Source organism: Streptomyces plumbidurans (genome assembly GCF_019857225.1).
Classification (GTDB): Bacteria; Actinomycetota; Actinomycetes; order Streptomycetales; family Streptomycetaceae; genus Streptomyces; species Streptomyces plumbidurans.
The window spans coordinates 20,158-40,536 of record NZ_JAFJSY010000090.1; the positions used below are offsets into that span (position 1 = coordinate 20,158).

Consider the following 20,379-nt stretch of genomic DNA (forward strand, 5'->3'; position numbering starts at 1 on the left):
CAGCTCACTTCCACCGGACGGTTTTCCACCGGACGGTTCATTTCCACCGGACGGTGACGTCGCGCGTCTCGATGTGCATGCCGAGCGGCACGCGCCAGGCGTCGACGCACACCGTCCAGGTCTTCTTCCTGTGCGCCCCGGCGTCGATCGGCGCCGGAAGCCGCACGTCCGACGTCACCGTCGCCCAGTCGATGCCGAGCGCGCCGATGACATGCGTGCCGAACGTGACGGTGCCGGAACGCACCGCGGTGCCCCCGGAGTTGGTGAAGGTCAGGGCCACGTCCTCGCACCAGCGCTGGTCCGTCGCCTTCCGCTTCGGCTCGCTCCAGCTCAGATCCGCCGGACCCGCGGGCCCTGCGGGAGCCGTACGGCCGGGAGTTGCCGTCGCCGACGGTGAAGTGGTCGTCGTAGAGGCCGACTTGGTGCCGCTGCCGCCATCACCGTGGGCCGACGGGGTTCCGGCGGGAGGCGCGGGTACGGTCCCGGCCGGCAGCTCGTCCGCCCCCTCGTGTGAACTGCCGCCCGCCGAGGGGGAGTCGCTCCGCTCGGGGTCCGTATCCAGCGGTACGAACGTCACGCCGCCCGTCGGAGCCGCCGTACCGGAGGTCCGTGGTGCGCCGCCGGCCGCTCCGGTGGCGACATAGCCGCCGTCCGTGCCACCGCCCCCGCACGCCGCCAGTACGGCGCCCAGGCAGACGACGGCCGCCGACGCAGCCGTAACGGCGCCTCGACGGCCATGTGTCCCTGTCGTCCGAGGGGTCCCGGAAGTCCCACGCAACATCGCGCCATGGTGGCTGACGCACCGTCAAATAGGAACCCCCGGGCGGGGCCTCGCTCAGTCCGAGATGAGCCCCTCGCGCAGCTGCGCCAGCGTGCGGGTCAGCAGGCGGGAGACGTGCATCTGCGAGATGCCGACCTCCTCGCCGATCTGCGACTGCGTCATGTTGGCGAAGAAGCGGAGCATGATGATCTGCCGCTCACGGGGCGGCAGCTTGGCCAGCAGCGGCTTCAACGACTCGCGGTACTCGACGCCCTCCAGGGCGGTGTCCTCGTAGCCGAGGCGGTCCGCGAGGGAGCCCTCGCCGCCGTCGTCCTCGGGGGCCGGGGAGTCCAGTGAGGAGGCCGTGTAGGCGTTGCCGACCGCGAGGCCGTCGACGACGTCCTCCTCGGAGACGCCGAGCACGGCGGCGAGTTCGGGCACGGTCGGCGAGCGGTCGAGCTTCTGGGAGAGCTCGTCGCTGGCCTTCGTCAGGGCCAGGCGCAGCTCCTGCAGCCGGCGCGGCACGCGCACCGACCACGAGGTGTCGCGGAAGAACCGCTTGATCTCGCCGACGACGGTCGGCATCGCGAACGTCGGGAACTCCACGCCCCGTTCGCAGTCGAACCGGTCGATCGCCTTGATCAGGCCGATGGTGCCGACCTGGACGATGTCCTCCATCGGTTCGTTGCGCGAGCGGAACCGGGCCGCGGCGTAGCGCACCAGGGGGAGGTTGAGTTCGATGAGGGTGTCCCGCACGTACACACGCTCGGGGCTGTGCTCGTCGAGTGCGGCGAGCCGCAGGAAAAGGGAGCGGGACAGGGTGCGGGTGTCGATGTTCTCCGGACTCGGAAGAGCCGGGGCCTGGGGGGCCTCCAGCACCGGAGCCTCGACGAACACGGCGTCAGCGGGTGCGGACTCGCTCTTCGCGAGTGTGAGCACCTTCGAGCTGCCCTGGTCTGCGGACATGCCACCCCCTCTGGGTCGCGGGACGGTCGCGGCCGAAGTTCCTCTGCGAGGAGTTCAGCCTTCACCTGAATACCGGAGCCGACGCCCCGGCAAACGCGTCTGGGGAAGAATGTCACATGTCGGCAACGCGCTGTAGTGACATGTCGACACGTGAGATGCGAATCGGCCCTGGAAAGAGGGGGTCTGACGCTTTTTTGACACAGAAATGCCGGGAACGTCCCTGGTGAGCGATTCGCTCTTGCCGGTTACCCGTCGATCCTGTTTGCGAACTGCGGTGTTCCGGAGTGTGCGCCCGTGCGCCTCTTATGCCTCGATCCGATTAGCGGATCGCAGCCGCTGGAAGCTACGCGCGAGTAGCCGTGAGACATGCATCTGGGAGACGCCGAGTTCCGCGCTGATTTGCGACTGGGTGAGGTTGCTGTAGTAGCGCAGCAGCAGGATTCTCTGTTCCCGCTCCGGGAGTTGTACGAGGAGATGGCGGACGAGGTCGCGGTGTTCGACGCCGTCCAGCGCCGGGTCCTCGTAGCCGAGCCGGTCGAGCAGGCCCGGCAGCCCGTCGCCCTCCTGCGCGGCCTCCAGGGAGGTCGCGTGGTACGAGCGGCCCGCCTCGATGCAGGAGAGGACCTCCTCCTCGGTGATGCGCAGCCGTTCGGCGATCTCGGCGGTCGTCGGGGTGCGCCCGAAGGCGGTCGTCAGGTCCTCGGTGGCGCTGTTGACCTGCACCCACAGCTCGTGCAGCCGGCGCGGCACATGGACCGTGCGGACGTTGTCGCGGAAGTACCGCTTGATCTCGCCGACCACGGTCGGCATCGCGAAGGTGGGGAACTGCACGCCGCGGTCCGGGTCGAAGCGGTCGATCGCGTTGATGAGCCCGATCGTGCCGACCTGGATCACGTCCTCCATCGGCTCGTTGCGGGAGCGGAAACGGGCGGCGGCGTAGCGCACGAGCGGGAGGTTGGCCTCGATCAGCGCCCCGCGCACCCGGATGTGCTCCGGGCTGCCGGGGCGCAGTGTCTTGAGCTCGCCGAAGAGCACCTGTGTGAGGGCCCGGGTGTCGGCACCGCGGCTGCGCGGCGGAGCGGCTTCCACCGGCTCCGGTGCGGCTTCCTGGGGCGGTGCTTGAGGCGCAGTACTGGCCGGCACGGTCAACTCCGCCTCGCAATCGGTCAACTCACCCGTCAAAAGTGGTCATAGCATCACAAGAGATGTGCACTCTGTGCAAGCACCTCATTACGCCGTGTTGACGTCAACTTGGGACAAAGGACGCAAAAAGGCCCCACGCCGGTTCCGGCGCAGGGCTCTGGGTCACGTTCTCGAGTGCGGCGGGCTAATGGGCCCCGTTGGCCAGCCAGGTGAAGAAGTCGCCGATGGCCTTCGCGGCGTCCGAGATGCCCTCGAACCCTATCTGGACGTAGTCGGCCGCCTTGGCCGGATCCGTGATGATCAAATACAGGGCGAAGACCACGAGCACATAGATGGCGATCTTCTTCGCATTCACCGCCATCGCGGCCTCCCGAGTCGCTGAGTCCCAACGACCGCACATGATCGCACGAAGGGCCCCGTCTCTCGACGGGGCCCTTCGGTGAGCGGTAGCGGAGGGATTTGAACCCTCGGTGACTTGCGCCACACTCGCTTTCGAGGTCTGTTCGTGCTGGTCAGAGGGGGATTCGGAGCCGTTCAACCTCGTTCATTCGCGTATCTGCGTCCGTCGCGTGAACCCCTCTGAACGGCTCCGGACGGGGATGAATGAGACGGAAACTGAGACGGAGTACGGCGGGGCTGACCTGCGCTTAAGCGTGTAGTACGTCAGTGGCGTGAAGCTTCCATGGCCGCGATCACGTCCGTAGCGTCGCCCTCGTAGAGGAGGTGCGGTTCATCTGCCTGCGGGGGGATGAACCGGGTCCGGTACCGCTGTAGGTCGCTCTCCGAGAAGTAGATCGAGTTCGGATCGTCTGCATGGAAGTCGTTTCGCCTGCTGATCCGTGCCCAGAGTTCATCATGGCTGGCTTCGAGATAGACCAGCACAGGGGTGGCGCCGGCGTCGGTGGCGATGGCTCGCCACCTTGCCCGATCCTCCGGGGTCCAAAAGCCGTGGTCGACGACGACGTCATGTCCGGCCTTGAGCTGTTCCCTGAGTTCAACCGCCACGTCTTCAAGTACTGGCCGCTCTAGGGTCGGGAACGTGCCTCGCGGGAAGTCGACTCCGTAAACGCCATGCCGCCGGTACATCTCTTCATCCGGGCACAGACGAACGAACCCGCGATCCGTAAGGGCGCGGGAAAGAGTGGTCTTGCCGGAGCCGGGGAGCCCGGCCATAAGGACGCAGAACGGTGGACGTGGTGACATCGGTCTCGTCATGGTCTGGGAGATGGCTGCCATCTCCGCTTCGGCTTCGGGCGTGATTGTGCCAGCCCTGCGGGCTGCAAGTAGTGACCCTAGGCGCTCCTCCAGCACGTTCGCGAGCGTGTCATCCATCACCGTCATGAGGTGACCTCCGACTCTGTGCGCCATGTGCGGCCAGGGCCGCCGAGGTCCACGCCGTATTCAACGATGTTCCCCTCGCTGTCCACGAACTTTGCCGTCATGACGACCACTGGTTCTGTCGGAGGATGTTCGGGGTCCAGTTCCAAGAGCTGCGCGTACTCCGGTGTCACTAGACGTGCTGAGGCTGTGTCGATGCGGTGGCTGATCGCGTGGCCCGTCGCTTGGGCAATGAGTTGGAGCGACGTTCCTCCGGTCAGACGCTCGCTCTCCGCCAGTTGCGGGATCAGCTTCCCGTAGCGAGCGGGAATCCATGACGTGCTGTGGGCAACGATGCCGTGCCGGTCTCGGTAGACCCGGCTCCGGCGGATCACATCGGAGCCAGGCTGAATGTCCAGCGCTTGTGCCACTTCGGCGGGTGCGGACACGACGGCGGCCTGATGCGAGTCGGACCTTTCACCGGCTCCCCAGCTAGATCCGGTACGGCGCCCTCGGTCCTGGCGCTGAGAGCCGGACGACATGGGAGCAGGCTGGTCCAAGACCTCTGTACCGATCCCGTGGATCCCTCGTACAAGTCCCTCGTTGCGCAGCTTGCGCAGGGCCTTTTCCGCCGTTGCGGTACTCACTTTCCACTCTTCCGCGAGGTTCTTGATGCTCGGCAAGAGGGTTCCTGGCTCTAGCTGACCAGACGTAATCAGCTCTGTGTAGTGGGCGGCAATCTTCGCGTACGGCGCCCGGTTGTCGGCCTGGCCTGCCATCACGCCTGCTCCTTTTCGTCACTTCCCTGAGGTTCCCTACCTTACCGCTTGACACCGCAGGGACCCCTAGGGAACCTTAGGGATGTGCCCACCGGGCGGCTCAGCCGATCGGGGGGTGCAGGACCTCAATGCGCCCTGCTTCAGGGCCGCTTGAGGTCAAGGGGCCCGGGACAGAGCGGGCCGAGGGCGCACCCGACCCTGGTCATTCGGGAGGGCTTAGACCGAAAGGTCACGTCTCCATACGCCTACAACGGGGTCATGCCGCGCTACCTGATACGGGCGCGGCACCCCCGAAGGAGACACGTTCATCGCCCCGGCGTTCTGCCGTGAGGGCGCGAGATCGAATCTCGCCCGGGGCACTCCGGCCACCTTCAGTGGCCGTGCCGCGCGCTTGGCGCGGCTGTCACCCACAACGGCAAGCGCCCCCGGTGCTGGAACACCGGGGGCGCGGTTCGGGCCGTTCCCCTCCTGAGAGGAACCACGACCCATGAGCCCCATCGTTACTGTTCAGGACGCTGTTACCGCGTTCGCCGACTGGATCGAACCGACGAACGCTGAGCTGGACGCGATCGAGCAGGAGTTGCCCGCGATCCTCGCGGACGTCGACCTGCTGGACGCGCAGATCATCACCCTCGACCGCATCCCGACTGAGCTGGACGCCCGGCGCATTCGCCGCGCGCACCGCAAGGTGCTCGCCGCGCGGCGCACGCTGGCCAACCGCTCCAACGCGACGGGCGGTGCGGCATGAGTGCCACGCCTTCCCCGCGCGGCTGGGCTCTCCTGCTCGTCCTGGCGGGCGCCCTCGCTGCGGTGACCGGTACGACGGCCGCGTACGTCACGCACGACCACGTGTGGCGCTACCTGGTCGTGGCCGGTTGCTTCGTGCAGTGCGTCGGTTGGGTGCGTCACGGCCGCCGCCAGAGGGGCGGTGCGCGATGAATCGCACGGGCCGCATCCTGCTGGTGGCCGCGCTGGTCGGTGTGGTCGGCATGGCGTTTCGGGTCTCCTGGAACGCGCTGCGCGACATCGCCAACGCGATCGGCGCGGACCACACCGCCGCCACCCTCTACCCGTTCGTGGTCGACGGACTGATGGCGCTGGCGCTGGTCGCCACCCTCGTCCTGGTCGGCCAGGATCGGAAGTTCGCGCTGCGGGTGCTGGGTACCTACACGGGCGCCTCCCTTGTCCTCAACTACGTCCACGGTCTGGTCCCCGCGCTGCACGGCCGTGCGGTCGACTGGGGACGGTTGGCCGACTGGGACCCCGCCAACTGGGCGCTCGTCCTGCTCGCCACGTCGCTTCCGGTCGGGTCGATCTACTTCGGCTCCGACTTGGTCGCCAAGGTGCTGCACCATCGACCGGCCCCGATCCTGACCGCAGACACGAATGCGGAGGAATCCACCAATACCGAGAGGTATCGGTCTACGGCTGACCTGCCGGAATCGACCCCCGCTCCCATCACGCTGACCCGGCTGCCGCTGCCTGCACCGGTCGCCGTCGACCTGGGCAAGTCGACCCCGCACAAGCCGATCCGGGCCATCACCCCCGCGCCGGTCACGTCGACCGCGCGCGCCACGGTAGCGGCCACCTCGTCCCGTCCGCGACGGGCGACCGGTCGAGTCCCCGCCGCCGCGAAGTCGACCCGACCCAAGCGCACCCCGGAGCAGCTGCTCACCGAGGCGCGCACCGTGACGGCCGGTTGGCCGGACGCGCAGATCACCGCCGAGGGCATCCGCCGCGAGGTGCACACCTCGCCCGCGAACGCCCGCACCCTGCGCGACACGCTGCTCGCCGAGCGGGCCGCCTGATGTCGGCCGCGTGGGGCAAGTGCTTCGACCCGTCCGGCGCCCGCTACGGGGTGCCCACCTACCCGTGGCGGCTCGCCCCGGACGGGCTCGCCACACGCCGGCAGTTACGGGCCCGGGGCTTGCGTCCGGGCGGTCAGCCGATCGCCGCGCAGGTCATGCGCATCAACCGCCGTGCTGGCGGGCCGCGCGTCGCCTTCCTCTACCGCGAGGACCTGGCGCTGCCGGTGCGGCCGATGACGTCGCGCAAGTGGGGCGCGCTCGCCCTGGCGATGCTCGCCCGCCGCACCTGCCCGTCCTGCCGGATCACCTACGACTACTGCATTTCCCGCCGCTACGGCCTGTGCGGGCTGTGCATCGACGCCAACACCCCGACCCCGGAGGGGGAGTGACCATGGGCAAGCCCAACACCCGCCGCCTGGACAAAGAGATCCAGCTGACCATGCGCAAGCTGGAGGCGGTCCGCAACGGCGAATGGTGGCCGCTGACCGGCTCCGAACGGCGCGCCATGTTCGCGGCCGTGGCGGGCGGCTCCGTGCGCGCCGCACGCGGCAAGAGCACCGGCCGCGCCGAACGCCGCATGGACACCACCGCGAGTGCCGCCGAGACCCGGCTGACCGCCGAACTGACCGCACTCCAGATGGAACGGCAGCGCATCGTCACCGAGGCCGCCCGCGACAAGGCCGCCAAGAAGTCCTCGGGGTGGTGGTGACCATGGCCGTACCCGAGACGCCTCCGGGCGCGTGCCCGCAGTGCTGGCAGCACGCCTACGACAAGAGCATCCACCGCAAGCTCAAGCCGCGCGAGGACTGCCAGCCGTGCCTGGACCACATGCGCAACGGCTGCCCCTACCTCGTGCCCAAGAAGCGGTCGAGCTGGTGGTGACCGCACCGGCCCCCGTCTGATCCGCACGTTCCCGCTCGGGGTGGCCGCGCCCTCCCGCGAGTCCGGCCGCCCCGGCGCCCCTCATCCTCCACCAACTCCCGCCCCCATGAGGGCAGTCAGGAGTCAGTTCCGCATGTCCGAGAACGTCGTACGCCTGCACAAGAACCCCGAACCGCCCGCCGATCAGGCGGCCGTGACCACACTGACCGTGGTCCCCGAACCGGCACCCCCGGCGCCCGTGCCGCTGTGGGTGCGCTCCGGCCGCGCCGTCCGTGCAGCGGTCACGCACGACACCACCAAGACCGCCGCCCGCGCGGTCGCCCGGCACTCCCTCTACACCCTCAACGGCGGCCGGATCGTGGTCCGGCGCACCTGGGACGGCCGCACCGGCGCACGGTATGAGCGCATGCTGCGCGCCGCCGAGGCCGCCGGGAACTACGAGGTCGCCGAGGAGTGGGAGGAGCGCCTGCAGCGCTTCCGCGAAGCGAGGCACCGCCGCCGCATGGACCTGCTGCACTCGCCCGGCGACGCCGCCAAGGGCGTCGGCGTCGCCGCCGGCATGAGCGTCGGCGCGCTGGTCGCGCTCGGGGTCGTGATGGCCATCAACAGCGGCGACGTGCGTGACGTCATCACCCCGCTCGCCGCCACCATCGAGTTCATCGGTCTGCTCATCCGGATCGTGCAGATCGTGTGGGGCCCGGCGCTCACGATCGGCCCGCTGCTCGCCCTGCTCGCGCTGTGGGCCGTCGGCAAGCACCAGCAGGCCGCCCCCGCGTGGTCGATGCCCGACCAGGTCCGATCGAGCGAGGGTGAGCCGATCACCCCGTCCATCGTCGTCAAAGCCCTGCGCGACCTCGGGGTGCCCGCCCTGCGCAAGGCCATCCAGGAGATGGGCGACGCCGGCGCCTCCATGCTCGGCCCCATCCGCATCGCCGGATGCGGCGTCGAGGTCGACGTCACGCTCCCCTCGGGGGTGTCGACGATCGAGGTACAGAACCGGCGGCGCAAGCTGGCGGAGAACCTGACCCGGCACGAGCACGAGGTGTTCATCACCATCCCGCAGGCCGCGCGTACGGTGCGGCTGTGGATCGCCGATTCCGGCGCGCTGGATGAGCCGATCGGCCCGTCCCCGCTGGTCACCGACGAGACGATGACCGCCGACTACGCCAAGGGCCGCGCCCCCTGGGGGCAGGACCTGCGCGGCGACGCGGCCGCGCTGAGCCTGTATCAGCGCCACCTGCTCATCACCGGCCTGTCCAACCAGGGCAAGACCGTGGCCCTGCGCTCCCTCGCGCTGTGGTTGTCCCTGGACCGCTCGGTGCAGTTCCTGATGGGCGACCTCAAGGGCGTGGGCGACTGGGCCATGTTCGACGGACTGGCCACCACACTGATCCAGGGGCCGACGGATGAGCACGTGATCCAGGTGACGGAGATGGTCGAGGGCGCGGTGGCGGAGATGAACCGCCGCATCCAGGCTCCGCCCGGCACCACCTTCCCTCCGCTGATCGTGCTGGTCGACGAGGCGCAGGTGGCGTTCATGTGCCCGGCCAAGGACGAGGACAAGCGCCCCTACGGCGGCTCCAAGGCCAACTCCCGGTACTTCATGGCCGTCCGCAAGATTCACAACCAGGGCCGTGCGGTCAACGTCCTGATGTGGCAGGGCACCCAGGACCCCACCAACGAGAACCTGCCCAAGCTCGTGCGCGAGGGCGCCCACACCCGCGCCTCACTCGCCCTGGGCACCGAATCCCAGGCCCGGATGGCCCTGGGGGACAAGGCGGTCGACGGCGGGGCCGCGCCGAACCTGCTGCGTCCGGGCCTGGACCGGGGAACGCTGGTCGTCGCTTCCGACGGCATCGCCATCCCGGCCGGACAGTCGTCCATCACGGTGCGTACGCACTACATCGACGACGACGCGGCCGAGGCCATCACCGACCGCGCCAAGGCCCTGCGCGACGGCGTGACCACCCTGCACGCCATCGACAAGGGCGAGCAGCGCGATCCGCTCGCCGACATCGCCTCCGTCATCGGCACGGCGGAGCGGGTGCGCACCAAGGACGTGCTGTCCCGGCTCGGCACCCTCAATCCGGGCGCCTACGGCGGCTGGTCGTTCCTCGACCTCAAGCGCGTGCTAGAGGGCACCGGCGCGGAGCCGTACAAGTCCGACGGCGTCATGGTCGTCGGCCGCGACCGCCTCGCCCGCGCGCTCGCCAACCGCGACGACGAGGGTTCCGCTTCCGCCTCCCAATGACAGGGAGCCGACCCCCGCCGGGGCAGGGAGGCAGGGAGAACTCCCTGACCCCCTCCCTGCCCCGCCTCCCTCGCCTTGACCTGCACAAATGATCGTCCAGGGAGGCAGGGAGGCACCCCAGGCCAGACCCCTGAAACCCCCTCCACAGCACACCTTCAAGGGTGTGTCTCCGCCTCCCTGGAACCGGCACCGGAAGGGATTCCGCATGTACCCCGAACGCGTTCCGCAGACGCCCGCCGCGCGGGCCGTCGATGTCCACCAGCCGACCCCGATACAGCCCGCCCTCGTCCACCAGGCGGCGCCACTGGTTCCCGTTCAGCCGGGCACCGTGCCGTCTGTGGCGAGCATCGTCCTGCCCGACGGCCGCGTCGTCACCGGCTACGCCATCGAACCCGCCAAGCCCGAACCGGTCGCCGCCAAGCCGCCGGTCTCCCGCGCTGCGGTGAACGTCGCGCTTGGGGGCGTCGGCTTCCTTGCGGTGTGTGGTGGCCTGCTGCTGCTCACCACCTTCATCACCGCGCTGACCGCGCTCATCACTCAGCTCATCACCCTCGCGGCCGTCATCTTCGGCGGCTGGATCGCCGTGCAGGTCTTCAGCACGAGCGGGCACCGCGAGTCGACCACGGTCAATATCCGCAAAGCCATCTTCAAGCGCAACCACTTCCACGGCTAGCTACGCCAAGGGCGGCCCCACCTCACGCCAATGACAGCGGGACCGCCCTTGCCCAACCAGCACCTTCACGGAACTGGAGACCTCCCAGCATGACCCAACCCACCGACATCCGGCGAGTGCCGGAACCCGAGCGCCTGCTACGTGCAGCACTCGACGCCGCCGCGCGCGGCTGGCACGTCTTCCCCCTCCGCCCCGGCACCAAGCGCCCCGCGCTGCACGGGGAGGCCGCCTGCCCGCGCACGGGTGCGTGCGCGAGTGGCCACCTGAAGTGGGAGCAGCGCGCGACCACTGACCCGGACCGCATCCGCGCCGCCTGGTCCCGGACGCCGTTCAACGTCGGCATCGCCACCGGCCCATCCGGCCTGCTGGTCGTCGACCTGGACGTACCGAAGGACAAAGGCAGTTCGGACGCGCCTTGCGGCGCGGCGACCTTCGGGGCGCTCTGCGAGCGCACCGGGCACGCCGTCCCCGACACCTACCGGGTGCGGACCGCGAGCGGCGGGGAGCACCTGTACTTCACCGCCCCGCACGGGGTGCGGCTGACCAACACAGCGGGAACCGTCGGGGAGTTGGTCGACACCCGCGCATGGGGCGGCTACGTCGTCGCCGCCGGATCCACCACCCCCGCCGGAGCCTACGAAGCGCTGTGCGGCTCTGTGGCGGCCCGTCTGCCCGATTGGCTGCAAAGCATCCTGCGACCGGCCCCCAGGGCGTCTCAGACGCCGTCAATCGCCGTAGCGGGGCAATCACGACGATATGCGGATGTAGCGCTCGGCAACGAGACGCGCAACGTCGCCACGGCCCAACACGGGGAGCGCGAGCGGACGTTGTTCACCGCAGCGCGCGCCCTGGGACGGTTCGTCGCGTGGGGCGACCTCCCCCGGCACGTGGTTGAGCAGGCTCTTCAGGAGGCGGGGGAGGCGGCCGGACTCACCGTCGCCGAGTGCCGCTCCACCCTGCGCAGCGCCCTGAACTGGTCCATCGCCCACAACCAGACCGGCAGGAGGGCGACGGCATGAACACCCCTGCCCGCCCCCGCCTGAAGAGCATCACCCCCACCCCCGGCGGGCCGCCGCACGCGCCACAGCCTGTGGACACGACGGCCGTAGGCGCGCCGAAGGGCGCCGCCCGCCAGGGCGTCCGAACATGCCCTGACCCGCAGACCGCCGCCCCGGGCGACCCCACGCCGGAGCAACCCGGCATCCGCATTTCCGCCCCGCCCGTCTACCGGCACCACTACGACGGCGCTCGCTGGTCCAAGCGCTTGGGAGCAACCCCGACCGCCGCCTACGCCTGCGCGTGCGGGCGGACCGGCAACGCCAGCGGCCGTGACTCCGTGGCGGCTCTGGCCGCCGCGTACGACGCCCACCGCGACACCTGCCCGCTCCGTGCTCCCCAGGAAGGGAGGGCCGCCGCATGACCGACACCATCGACGGGGCCGCGCTGCTGGACGAGGTGGAAGCCTTCCACCGCCGCTTCAACGTCTTCCCCCACGAGGCCGCCTACGTCGCCGTCGCGTTGTGGGATGCGCACGCCCACCTGCTCGACTGCTTCGACTCAACCCCCCGCCTGGCGTTCCTCTCACCCGAACCAGGCTCGGGGAAGTCGCGGGCACTGGAGATCGTGGAAACCCTCGTCCCCGCGCCGATGACGGCCGTCAACGCGTCCGCCGCCGCCCTGTTCCGGTCCGTGTCCAACCCCAACGGCCGGCCGACAATCCTGTTCGACGAAATCGACACGATCTTCGGCCCCAAGGCAGGCGACAACGAGGAGCTACGCGGGTTCCTCAACGCCGGTCACCGCCGCACCGGGGTCACCTACCGCTGCATCGGCGACGGCGGCAACCAGACCGTGCAGGCATTCCCCTCGTACTGCGCGGTCGCGGTCGCCGGACTGGGAGCCCTGCCCGACACGATCATGACCCGCTCGGTCATCATCCGCATGCGCCGGCGGGCGCGGAACGAACGCGTGGAGCCCTTCCGGGCCCGCAGCCATGAGGCGGAGGGGCACAAGCTCCGTGACCGGCTCGCCCAATGGGCCGAACACGCTCGGGACGTCGTCACGGGCGCCTGGCCCGAGATGCCCGACGGCGTCACCGACCGACCGGCGGACGTGTGGGAACCCCTGCTCGCCATCGCCGATGCCATCGGCGGCAACTGGCCCGAGCGGGCACGGCAGGCATGCGTGACCCTGGTGACCGCCTCCAAGGCCAACGACAAAGGCAGCCTGGGAATCCGGCTGCTGACCGACCTGCGCGACCACGTCATGACCGGCATCGACCGCCTGCCCACCGTCGCCATCCTCGACCGGCTCAACGCCCTCGACGACGCCCCGTGGGCCGACCTGCACGGCAAGCCGCTCGACAACCGGCGCCTGTCGCGGATGCTCGCGGAGTACATGACGGCCGACAACGAGCCCATCACCTCCCGCAACATCAAGACCGCCGGGAGCGTCCTGAAGGGCTACTACGCCGTCGATCTCTGGGACGCGTGGGCCCGCTACTGCCCCCCACCCCCGGAAAGTCCGCTACCTCCGCTACCCGGCACCGAAAACGCTGCCTGACCAGCAACAACGAGGTAGCGGCAACCGGCACTGATTGCCGCTACCTCCCCGCTACCCATCCGCTACCGCTACCCCTTCCCGCTACCTCGAACAGGCCCCTGACCTGCGAGGTAGCGGCGGTAGCGGAAGTAGCGCCCCTCAGAGAGGCCCCCGAAGGACTGCCCCGAGGAGATCCCGCATGAGCATCGCCAGTGTGGAGACGGCCCGACTCGTTGAGGTCGACGGCCCTGCCCCCGTTCTCCTGACTGTCGAAGAGGCCGCCTACTGCCTCCGCATCGGCCGGACTACGTGCTTCGCCCTGATCCGCACCGGGGAGCTGGAATCCCTGATGGTCGGCGGGCTCCGCCGAGTCCCCGCCGACGCCCCGGCCGCCTACCTCGCCCGCCGCCGCGCCGAACAACGCGCAGCCTGACCCATCCCTCACCGGAGCACCACCCCACAACGGGGTGGTGCTCCGACTGTTTCACCCTCACTCGAAGGAGAGCCCGCCCGTGGCGGAAGACAAGAAGCGCACCCGACAGCCCAACGGCCGATCGTCCATCTACCTCGGCAAAGACGGGAAGTGGCACGGACGCGTGACGGTCGGCGTGTGCGACGACGGCAAGCCCGACCGGCGACACGTCGAACGCAAGACCCGCGCCGAAGTGACGGCGGCCGTCCGTGAACTGGAGAAGCAGCGCGACGCCAAGACCCTTGCCAAGCCGGGCAAGCCCTGGACCGTCAAGACATGGCTGACTCACTGGGTGGAGACCATCGCGCCACTCGCGGTGAACGAAAACACCATGGTCGGCTACGGGGTCGCCGTCCGGAAGCACCTGATCCCTGCCCTCGGGGCCCACCGCCTCGACAAGCTCAGGCCGGAGCACATCGAGCGCTTCTACGGGCAGATGCAGGCGGCCGGTCGTAAGCCGGGCACGATCCACCAGATCCACCGCACCTTCCGCACGGCGCTCAACGAGGCCGTACGGCGTGGCCACCTGGGACGGAACCCCGTCCAACTCGCCAAGGCACCCCGTCTCCGGGAAGAGGAGGTGGAGCCGTACACCGTCGACGAGGTTCAGCGGCTCTTGCGGGCCGCCGACGACCGCCGCAACTCCGCCCGTTGGGCCGTGGCGCTCGCGCTCGGTCTCCGGCAGGGAGAGGCCCTGGGCCTCAAGTGGGCTGACGTGGATCTCGAACGGGGCGTCCTGATGGTTCGCCGGAGCCGTAGGCGCCCTCAGTACGCCCACGGGTGCGGCGACACCTGCGGCAGGAAAGCCGGGTACTGCCCGCAGCGTCAGCGGACGAATCCCGAGACGGCCGACACGAAGTCCCGCGCGGGTCGGCGCGCGGTCGGGCTCCCTGCTCAGCTTGTCGACCTGCTCAGGGTCCACCGGGTCAAGCAGGACGCCGAACGCACGGCGGCCGGCGACAGCTGGTCTGACGAGGGATGGCTGTTCGCGACTCCCACGGGTCGGGGCACGTCCCCCCGGACGGATTACGACGACTGGAAGGAGTTGCTTGACCACGCGAAGGTGCGGGACGGCCGTCTGCACGATGCCCGCCACACCGCCGCGACGGTCCTGCTGATCCTCGGAGTGTCGGAGCGGGCCGTCATGGGACTCATGGGGTGGTCCACCACGGCCATGGCCGCTCGGTACCAACACATGGTGGACACCGTCCGGAACGAGGTCGCTGAACGCGTCGACGGGCTCATCTGGAAAGTGACCTTCAACGAGCCGGACGACGATGACGAGGGGCCCGCCGGAGCGCTCGTACGGGCCAACTGAGACGGAAACTGAGACGGAGATGCGCGAAGGGCCCGGCGCGATGCGCCGGACCCTTCGTCTACCTGCGGTAGCGGAGGGATTTGAACCCTCGGTGACTTGCGCCACACTCGCTTTCGAGGCGAGCTCCTTCGGCCGCTCGGACACGCTACCGAGGGAGACCTTACAGCACCTCCAGCGGTGCTTTGAAATCGGTATCGGGTGGTCGGGGAGTCAGCGGGAGCGGAAGAAGTCGGTGAGCAGCCGGGCGCACTCGTCGGCGCGTACGCCCCCGATCACCTCGGGGCGGTGGTTGAGCCGCCGGTCGCGTACGACGTCCCACAGCGAGCCCGCCGCTCCGGCCTTCTCGTCGCGGGCGCCGTAGACGACGCGGTCCACGCGGGACTGCACGATCGCGCCCGCGCACATCGTGCAGGGCTCCAGGGTGACGACGAGTGTGCAGCCGGACAGCCGCCACCGGCCGAGCCCGGCGGCGGCCCGGCGGATCGCGAGGATCTCGGCGTGCGCCGTCGGATCGCCGGTCGCCTCGCGCTCGTTGTGCCCGGCCGCGAGCACGGCCGACCCGTCCGGAGCCAGCACGACGGCGCCGACGGGGACGTCCTCGCCGGCCCGTTGGGCCTCGTCCAGGGCGAGCCGCATCGCGGCCCGCCAGCGGTCGCGCACCGGGTCCGGGGTGCCCGCCGCGCTCGGTGCGGTGGTCAGCGGACGGTCTCCAGGACCTCCGAGGCGCCGAGGGCCTCGGCGATCGTGCTCAGGGCGTCCTCGTCGAGCGTGCGCAGCTCCTTGGCGCTCACGCCGAGGTCCTCCAGGATCTCGACGTCGCCGACGGGGCTGTGCGGCACCGCCTCGGCGCCCGTGCTGCTGCTGCTGTTGTTGTCGTCGTCGGTGGCGGGCTCACCGTCCTCTGTGCCGTCGAGGTCGAGGGAGTCCAGGTCGGAGACGTCGTCGCCGGGTTCCCTTCCGAGCAGTTCGTCGGTGAGCAGGATCTCTCCGTAACTGCTGCGGGCGGCGGCCGCGGCGTCCGAGACGTAGATACGAGGGTCGTCCTCGCCGTCGACGCGGACGACGCCGAACCAACCGTCTTCCTGCTCGATCAGTACGAGCACCGTGTCGTCCTCTGTCGACGCCTCCCGGGCGAGGTCGGCCAGATCCGACAGGGTCTCCACATCGTCGAGCTCTGTGTCGCTCGCTTCCCACCCGTCTTCGGTGCGCGCGAGCAGTGCGGCGAAGTACACCGTGACTCTCCCACTGGTCCTAGGCGTGCCGGTTGGGGGTCCCCCCGGCGGAGGTTCTGGGCGGGGAGAGCTGGGCTCCGAGCCCCACCCACTCGGAATCGTGGCAGAAACAAGGCCGTGAGGGGACGTCTTCGGCTCCCTGTGTCCGCCCGTTTTGATCGACCACGAGCGGGATCGTACGCGGCGATCCTGGTGTGCACGCACCGGGTCGCCCCTCAACGACCCAGCTGACGGACCGGAGTTGCCGCCCCGGTCACCAGCGGAAGGTGCGCATGCGCATGGCGTGGCGCAACCGGGCGGTCTTGGCGCGGCGGGGCTGGACACGGTCGCGCAGTTCGCGCGCCTCGGCGAGATCCCGCAGGAACTGGGCCCTGCGCCGCCGGCGCTCGGCGTCGTCGTCCGCCGGCGAGTCCTTGCGCGCGTCGCTCTCAGGCAGGTCAGGCATGGGCACACCACCCCCCGGTCCGTCCCTCCCACTTTCCCTCCGAAGAGCGGTTTGATGCCAGCGCAGGGGGTGTGAAGAGCGGTTCGGCGCCCGGTGCGAGGGTTCTGGAGAGCGGTTCGGCGCCAGCGCCAGGGTCATGGGGGCGCGGTTACTGTTAGGGCATGCGTCTTCACGTCGTCGACCACCCTCTGGTCGCCCACAAGCTCACCACGCTGCGCGACCAGCGCACCGACTCCGCGACCTTCCGCCGTCTCGCCGACGAGCTGGTCACCCTGCTCGCCTACGAGGCCACGCGCGACGTGCGCACCGAACAGGTCGACATCCGGACGCCGGTGTCCCCCACGACCGGCGTGAAGCTCTCCTACCCGCGCCCCCTGGTGGTGCCGATCCTGCGGGCCGGTCTCGGCATGCTGGACGGGATGGTCCGGCTGCTGCCGACCGCCGAGGTGGGGTTCCTGGGGATGATCCGGAACGAGGAGACGCTGCAGGCGTCGACGTACGCCTCACGTATGCCGGAGGATCTGTCCGGGCGACAGGTCTACGTCCTCGACCCGATGCTGGCCACGGGGGGCACGTTGGTCGCCGCGATTCAGGAGCTGATCAAGCGGGGGGCCGATGATGTGACGGCCGTGGTGTTGCTTGCTGCGCCTGAAGGGGTGGAGTTGATGGAGCGGGAGCTGGCGGGGACGCCGGTGACTGTGGTTACCGCTGCTGTTGATGAGCGGCTGAATGAGCACGGGTACATCGTGCCTGGGCTGGGGGATGCGGGGGATCGCTTGTACGGGGCTGCTGAGTAGCCCTTTCGCCGTGGGGGTGCGGGGTGAGTGGCGGCTGCGGGTGCGTTGTGGCTTGTCGCGCAGTTCCCCGCGCCCCTAAAAGCCAAAAACCTGGCTGCTCAGCAAGCCTTCTTTGTCGTTGACGTTGGCTTGGGGTTGGCCAAGGCCGTCAGGGCTTTGTCTGCTGTGGGCTTTGCTGTGAGCGTCTTGAAGGCGTTGCCGATGATGAGGTCTACGGCGGTGTCCTTGCGGGAGGCGTCTGTGCGGCGTTCCGCGGTGGGGAGTTGGGTGGCCAGGACCGGCAGGGACGTGTTCAGGGAGGACGTGGGGCCGAGCAGGACGCCGGTGCCCTTGGTCTTCTTGTCGAACTCCTTGGTCGCGTTGCCGACCTCGCCGATCTTGAAGCCGCGTTTCTTCAGTTCGTCCGCCGTGCTCTTGGCCAGGCCGCTGCGCGTGGTGGCGTTGTAGACGTTGACCGTGATCTGGGCGGGCTTGGGGGCGGCGGCGCCCTTGGTGCCGGCCGACGGGCTCGCCTTGGTCGAGCACTCCGCCGTGGAACCGGCCGCCGCTGCCTTCTTGCCGCCGCCGGTGAAGACGTCGATGAGCTGCAGGGCGCCCCAAACGACCAGACCGAGCGCGACCACGGAGGCCACCATGGCGGCCATCAGCCTGCCGCGCTTCCGGCGTGGTCGCATTCGTGGGTATTTGTCCCCCGTGATCCGGTACTTCCCGCCCATGCCCGGGGGAGTCAGCATGCTCATGAGCGCAGCGTAGTGCGCCTGAGCGGCAATGCCTACTAGATGATCATTGCTCGCCGCGCAGGTGGACCCGAAAGGGCCAAGCTTTTACCGGCGGGTGCCGCTCGGGCGCGCGTCAGTCCAGTTCGAGCACGCGCGCGTGCAGGACCTGACGCTGCTGAAGCGCCGCCCGCACCGCGCGGTGCAGACCGTCCTCGAGGTACAGATCGCCCTGCCATTTGACGACGTGTGCGAACAGGTCGCCGTAGAAGGTCGAGTCCTCGGCCAGGAGGGTTTCGAGATCGAGCTGTCCCTTGGTGGTGACGAGCTGATCGAGGCGGACCGGGCGCGGCGCGACATCCGCCCACTGCCGGGTGCTTTCCCGGCCGTGGTCGGGATACGGCCGGCCGTTTCCGATGCGCTTGAAGATCACACGGAAAGCCTACCGGTCAAGACGTTCCGGGCGCAGCCATGGAGACGGAGTGCGACGCTGGAAAAGACGTTACGAAAACGGGCAAACGGGAATAGGGGCTCGATATGAGTGACAGCGAGACCGCGCGGCCGGCCACTGCTCCCGAGGCGCCCGGAAGCGCGCCCGCGCTCCCCCGGGAGGCCCTGGAGATCGCCTCCGGGTACGCGTTCACCGGGCCCGCGCTCGACCTGGGGGCTCTGCTGTGGGACGGCGAGTGCCTGCCGGACGCGCAGATCCGCATCCCGCTCGCCGTGCTCAACCGGCACGGCCTGGTCGCGGGCGCCACCGGCACCGGGAAGACCAAGACGCTCCAGCTCGTCGCCGAGCAGCTCTCGGCGCAGGGTGTGCCCGTCTTCATGGCGGACATCAAGGGGGACCTGTCCGGGGTGTCGGCGCCCGGGCAGCCCAACGACAAGGTGCGGGGGCGGGCCGCGGAGGTCCGCCAGGAGTGGGCGCCGGGCGGCTTCCCGGCCCAGTTCTACGCGCTCGGCGGCCTCGGCCACGGCATCCCCGTACGGGCCACGATCACCAGCTTCGGACCGGTCCTGCTGTCCAAGGTGCTCGGGCTGAACCAGACCCAGGAGCAGTCCCTCGGCCTGATCTTCCACTACGCCGACACCAAGGGCCTTGAGCTGATCGACCTCAAGGACCTTCGGGCGGTCGTCGCGTTCCTGACCTCGGACGAGGGCAAGGCGGAGCTGAAGAACATCGGTGGGCTCTCGACCGCCACGGCCGGGGTGATCCTGCGCTCGCTGACCGCCTTCGAGGGGCAGGGCATGTCGGACTTCTTCGGGGAGCCGGAGTTCGACACCGGTGAGCTGCTGCGCATGGCCGAGGACGGGCGCGGCACGGTGTCCGTGCTCGAACTGCCCGCCGTGCAGGACAAGCCGCACCTCTTCTCGACGTTCCTGATGTGGCTGCTCGCCGACCTCTTCCACGACCTTCCCGAGGTGGGCGACGCCGACAAGCCGAAGCTGGTGTTCTTCTTCGACGAGGCGCACCTGCTGTTCAACGACGCCTCGAAGGCCTTCCTGGACTCGATCACGCAGACCGTGCGGCTGATTCGCTCGAAAGGGGTCGGCGTCTTCTTCGTCACGCAGACCCCGAAGGACGTACCGTCCGACGTCCTCGGCCAGCTCGGCAACCGCGTGCAGCACGCCCTGCGGGCCTTCACGCCCGACGACCAGAAGGCGCTGAAGGCGACGGTGAAGACGTTCCCGAACTCCCCCTACGACCTGGAGGAGCTGCTCACCGGCCTGGGAACGGGGGAGGCCGTGGTGACGGTGCTGAGCGAGAAGGGTGCCCCGACCCCGGTCGCGGCGACCCGGCTGCGCGCTCCCGCGTCCCTGATGGGGCCGGTCGCCACCGCCGATCTGGACCGGGCGGTCCAGTCCTCGCCGCTGCACGAACGTTACGCACAGGCTGTGGACAGAGAATCGGCGTACGAGAAGCTGACGGCCGCGGAGCGCGCGGCCAAGGGGCCCGAGGAGGCGGCGGCGCCCGCGAGGACCGAGCCCGAGCACGCCCCCCGGGACAAGGCAGGCAAGGTAGGCAAGGCCGAGGAGGAGCACCCGATCGTCCAACAGGTCGTCGGCAGCAGCATGTTCAAGTCCCTCGCCCGCTCGGTCGGCTCGCAGGTCGGCCGGGAGATCACCCGCTCGCTCTTCGGGACGGCCCGACGGAGGCGGTAGGCGCGTCCCTGCCGGGGCGGATCAGCGACCGGGGCGCGCAGGACCGCCGTGCGCGGAGCGGGCAGGGCGTACGGCGGCCGCGGCGGGGCGGCCGCGGGTCAGCGGAACGGGACGCC

At 69.6% G+C, this 20,379-nt stretch carries 26 protein-coding genes and 1 tRNA gene; 15 read left to right on the forward strand and 12 right to left on the reverse strand.

Annotated features, from left to right (window positions below):
• Positions 1-37 precede the first annotated feature (37 nt).
• The 6 genes from JYK17_RS35020 to JYK17_RS35045 form a co-directional block, all read right to left on the reverse strand.
• Positions 38-577, reverse strand: a complete 540-nt coding sequence (locus JYK17_RS35020) for a hypothetical protein (RefSeq protein ID WP_108010237.1) — start codon at positions 575-577, stop codon at positions 38-40.
• Between the two features lie 258 nt (positions 578-835).
• Positions 836-1,726 carry an RNA polymerase sigma factor SigF gene (locus JYK17_RS35025; RefSeq protein WP_108010235.1) on the reverse strand — a complete coding sequence of 297 codons (891 nt, stop codon included), beginning with the start codon at positions 1,724-1,726 and terminating at the stop codon, positions 836-838.
• Positions 1,727-2,029: 303 nt separating this feature from the next.
• Positions 2,030-2,869, reverse strand: coding sequence for an RNA polymerase sigma factor SigF (locus JYK17_RS35030; protein ID WP_108010233.1), 840 nt, complete (start codon positions 2,867-2,869; stop codon positions 2,030-2,032).
• A 184-nt stretch (positions 2,870-3,053) separates the two neighbouring features.
• A complete protein-coding gene (locus JYK17_RS35035; protein WP_164932198.1) occupies positions 3,054-3,230 on the reverse strand; it encodes a hypothetical protein in 177 nt (58 codons plus the stop codon).
• A gap of 302 nt (positions 3,231-3,532) precedes the next feature.
• On the reverse strand, positions 3,533-4,210 hold the full coding sequence (locus JYK17_RS35040; protein ID WP_222811982.1) for a P-loop nucleotide/nucleoside kinase family protein: 678 nt from the start codon (positions 4,208-4,210) through the stop codon (positions 3,533-3,535).
• Positions 4,207-4,965: a GntR family transcriptional regulator gene (locus JYK17_RS35045; RefSeq protein WP_222811983.1), complete on the reverse strand. Its 759-nt coding sequence runs from the start codon at positions 4,963-4,965 to the stop codon at positions 4,207-4,209. The genes JYK17_RS35040 and JYK17_RS35045 overlap by 4 nt, the downstream gene beginning before the upstream one ends.
• A 487-nt stretch (positions 4,966-5,452) precedes the next feature.
• On the opposite strand from JYK17_RS35045, the gene JYK17_RS35050 reads away from it, so the two are divergent.
• From JYK17_RS35050 to JYK17_RS35110, 13 genes are all read left to right on the forward strand, one after another.
• Positions 5,453-5,713, forward strand: coding sequence for a DUF6284 family protein (locus JYK17_RS35050; protein WP_128802358.1), 261 nt, complete (start codon positions 5,453-5,455; stop codon positions 5,711-5,713).
• On the forward strand, positions 5,710-5,904 hold the full coding sequence (locus tag JYK17_RS35055; RefSeq protein ID WP_128802357.1) for a hypothetical protein: 195 nt from the start codon (positions 5,710-5,712) through the stop codon (positions 5,902-5,904). The genes JYK17_RS35050 and JYK17_RS35055 overlap by 4 nt, the downstream gene beginning before the upstream one ends.
• Complete coding sequence (locus JYK17_RS35060; RefSeq protein ID WP_128802356.1) at positions 5,901-6,773, forward strand: DUF2637 domain-containing protein; 873 nt, start codon at positions 5,901-5,903, stop codon at positions 6,771-6,773. The genes JYK17_RS35055 and JYK17_RS35060 overlap by 4 nt, the downstream gene beginning before the upstream one ends.
• Positions 6,773-7,162 carry an RRQRL motif-containing zinc-binding protein gene (locus JYK17_RS35065; RefSeq protein ID WP_128802355.1) on the forward strand — a complete coding sequence of 130 codons (390 nt, stop codon included), beginning with the start codon at positions 6,773-6,775 and terminating at the stop codon, positions 7,160-7,162. The genes JYK17_RS35060 and JYK17_RS35065 overlap by 1 nt, the downstream gene beginning before the upstream one ends.
• Before the next feature lie 2 nt (positions 7,163-7,164).
• The gene (locus JYK17_RS35070) at positions 7,165-7,482 is read left to right on the forward strand and encodes a hypothetical protein (RefSeq protein WP_128802354.1); all 318 of its coding nucleotides are present in this window, start codon (positions 7,165-7,167) and stop codon (positions 7,480-7,482) included.
• Between the two features lie 2 nt (positions 7,483-7,484).
• Positions 7,485-7,655: a pRL2-8 gene (locus tag JYK17_RS35075; protein WP_206660176.1), complete on the forward strand. Its 171-nt coding sequence runs from the start codon at positions 7,485-7,487 to the stop codon at positions 7,653-7,655.
• A 133-nt stretch (positions 7,656-7,788) separates the two neighbouring features.
• Complete coding sequence (locus JYK17_RS35080) at positions 7,789-9,906, forward strand: FtsK/SpoIIIE domain-containing protein (RefSeq protein WP_222811984.1); 2,118 nt, start codon at positions 7,789-7,791, stop codon at positions 9,904-9,906.
• A 205-nt stretch (positions 9,907-10,111) separates the two neighbouring features.
• On the forward strand, positions 10,112-10,579 hold the full coding sequence (locus tag JYK17_RS35085; RefSeq protein ID WP_222811985.1) for a hypothetical protein: 468 nt from the start codon (positions 10,112-10,114) through the stop codon (positions 10,577-10,579).
• An 89-nt stretch (positions 10,580-10,668) separates the two neighbouring features.
• Positions 10,669-11,598, forward strand: coding sequence for a bifunctional DNA primase/polymerase (locus JYK17_RS35090; protein WP_222811986.1), 930 nt, complete (start codon positions 10,669-10,671; stop codon positions 11,596-11,598).
• Positions 11,595-11,999 carry a hypothetical protein gene (locus tag JYK17_RS35095; protein ID WP_206660175.1) on the forward strand — a complete coding sequence of 135 codons (405 nt, stop codon included), beginning with the start codon at positions 11,595-11,597 and terminating at the stop codon, positions 11,997-11,999. The genes JYK17_RS35090 and JYK17_RS35095 overlap by 4 nt, the downstream gene beginning before the upstream one ends.
• Complete coding sequence (locus JYK17_RS35100; protein WP_128802350.1) at positions 11,996-13,141, forward strand: DUF3631 domain-containing protein; 1,146 nt, start codon at positions 11,996-11,998, stop codon at positions 13,139-13,141. The genes JYK17_RS35095 and JYK17_RS35100 overlap by 4 nt, the downstream gene beginning before the upstream one ends.
• Before the next feature lie 178 nt (positions 13,142-13,319).
• Positions 13,320-13,553, forward strand: a complete 234-nt coding sequence (locus JYK17_RS35105) for an excisionase family DNA-binding protein (RefSeq protein WP_128802349.1) — start codon at positions 13,320-13,322, stop codon at positions 13,551-13,553.
• A 79-nt stretch (positions 13,554-13,632) separates the two neighbouring features.
• Positions 13,633-14,910: a tyrosine-type recombinase/integrase gene (locus JYK17_RS35110; protein WP_222811987.1), complete on the forward strand. Its 1,278-nt coding sequence runs from the start codon at positions 13,633-13,635 to the stop codon at positions 14,908-14,910.
• 65 nt (positions 14,911-14,975) lie between these two features.
• On the opposite strand, the gene JYK17_RS35115 is transcribed toward JYK17_RS35110, so the two are convergent.
• From JYK17_RS35115 to JYK17_RS35130, 4 genes are all read right to left on the reverse strand, one after another.
• A tRNA-Ser gene (locus tag JYK17_RS35115) sits at positions 14,976-15,060 on the reverse strand.
• Positions 15,061-15,120: 60 nt separating this feature from the next.
• A complete protein-coding gene (gene tadA / locus JYK17_RS35120) occupies positions 15,121-15,546 on the reverse strand; it encodes a tRNA adenosine(34) deaminase TadA (protein WP_234548477.1) in 426 nt (141 codons plus the stop codon).
• 59 nt (positions 15,547-15,605) lie between these two features.
• Positions 15,606-16,142, reverse strand: coding sequence for a tRNA adenosine deaminase-associated protein (locus JYK17_RS35125; protein ID WP_222811988.1), 537 nt, complete (start codon positions 16,140-16,142; stop codon positions 15,606-15,608).
• Positions 16,143-16,395: 253 nt separating this feature from the next.
• Entirely contained in the window at positions 16,396-16,587 is a 192-nt protein-coding gene (locus JYK17_RS35130; RefSeq protein WP_108010227.1) for a hypothetical protein, read from the reverse strand.
• 161 nt (positions 16,588-16,748) lie between these two features.
• Here JYK17_RS35130 and upp point away from each other — a divergent pair, with 161 nt between their 5' ends.
• Complete coding sequence (upp, locus tag JYK17_RS35135) at positions 16,749-17,384, forward strand: uracil phosphoribosyltransferase (protein ID WP_108010225.1); 636 nt, start codon at positions 16,749-16,751, stop codon at positions 17,382-17,384.
• 98 nt (positions 17,385-17,482) lie between these two features.
• Here the strand turns inward: upp and JYK17_RS35140 are convergent, their stop codons facing one another.
• Together JYK17_RS35140 and JYK17_RS35145 are read right to left on the reverse strand one after the other, a co-directional pair.
• Complete coding sequence (locus JYK17_RS35140) at positions 17,483-18,124, reverse strand: LytR C-terminal domain-containing protein (RefSeq protein WP_261996488.1); 642 nt, start codon at positions 18,122-18,124, stop codon at positions 17,483-17,485.
• Positions 18,125-18,236: 112 nt separating this feature from the next.
• Positions 18,237-18,533 carry a type II toxin-antitoxin system VapB family antitoxin gene (locus JYK17_RS35145; protein WP_003999914.1) on the reverse strand — a complete coding sequence of 99 codons (297 nt, stop codon included), beginning with the start codon at positions 18,531-18,533 and terminating at the stop codon, positions 18,237-18,239.
• 104 nt (positions 18,534-18,637) lie between these two features.
• Between JYK17_RS35145 and JYK17_RS35150 the strand changes: the two genes are divergently transcribed.
• Positions 18,638-20,263 carry a helicase HerA-like domain-containing protein gene (locus JYK17_RS35150; protein WP_222811989.1) on the forward strand — a complete coding sequence of 542 codons (1,626 nt, stop codon included), beginning with the start codon at positions 18,638-18,640 and terminating at the stop codon, positions 20,261-20,263.
• Positions 20,264-20,379 lie beyond the last annotated feature (116 nt).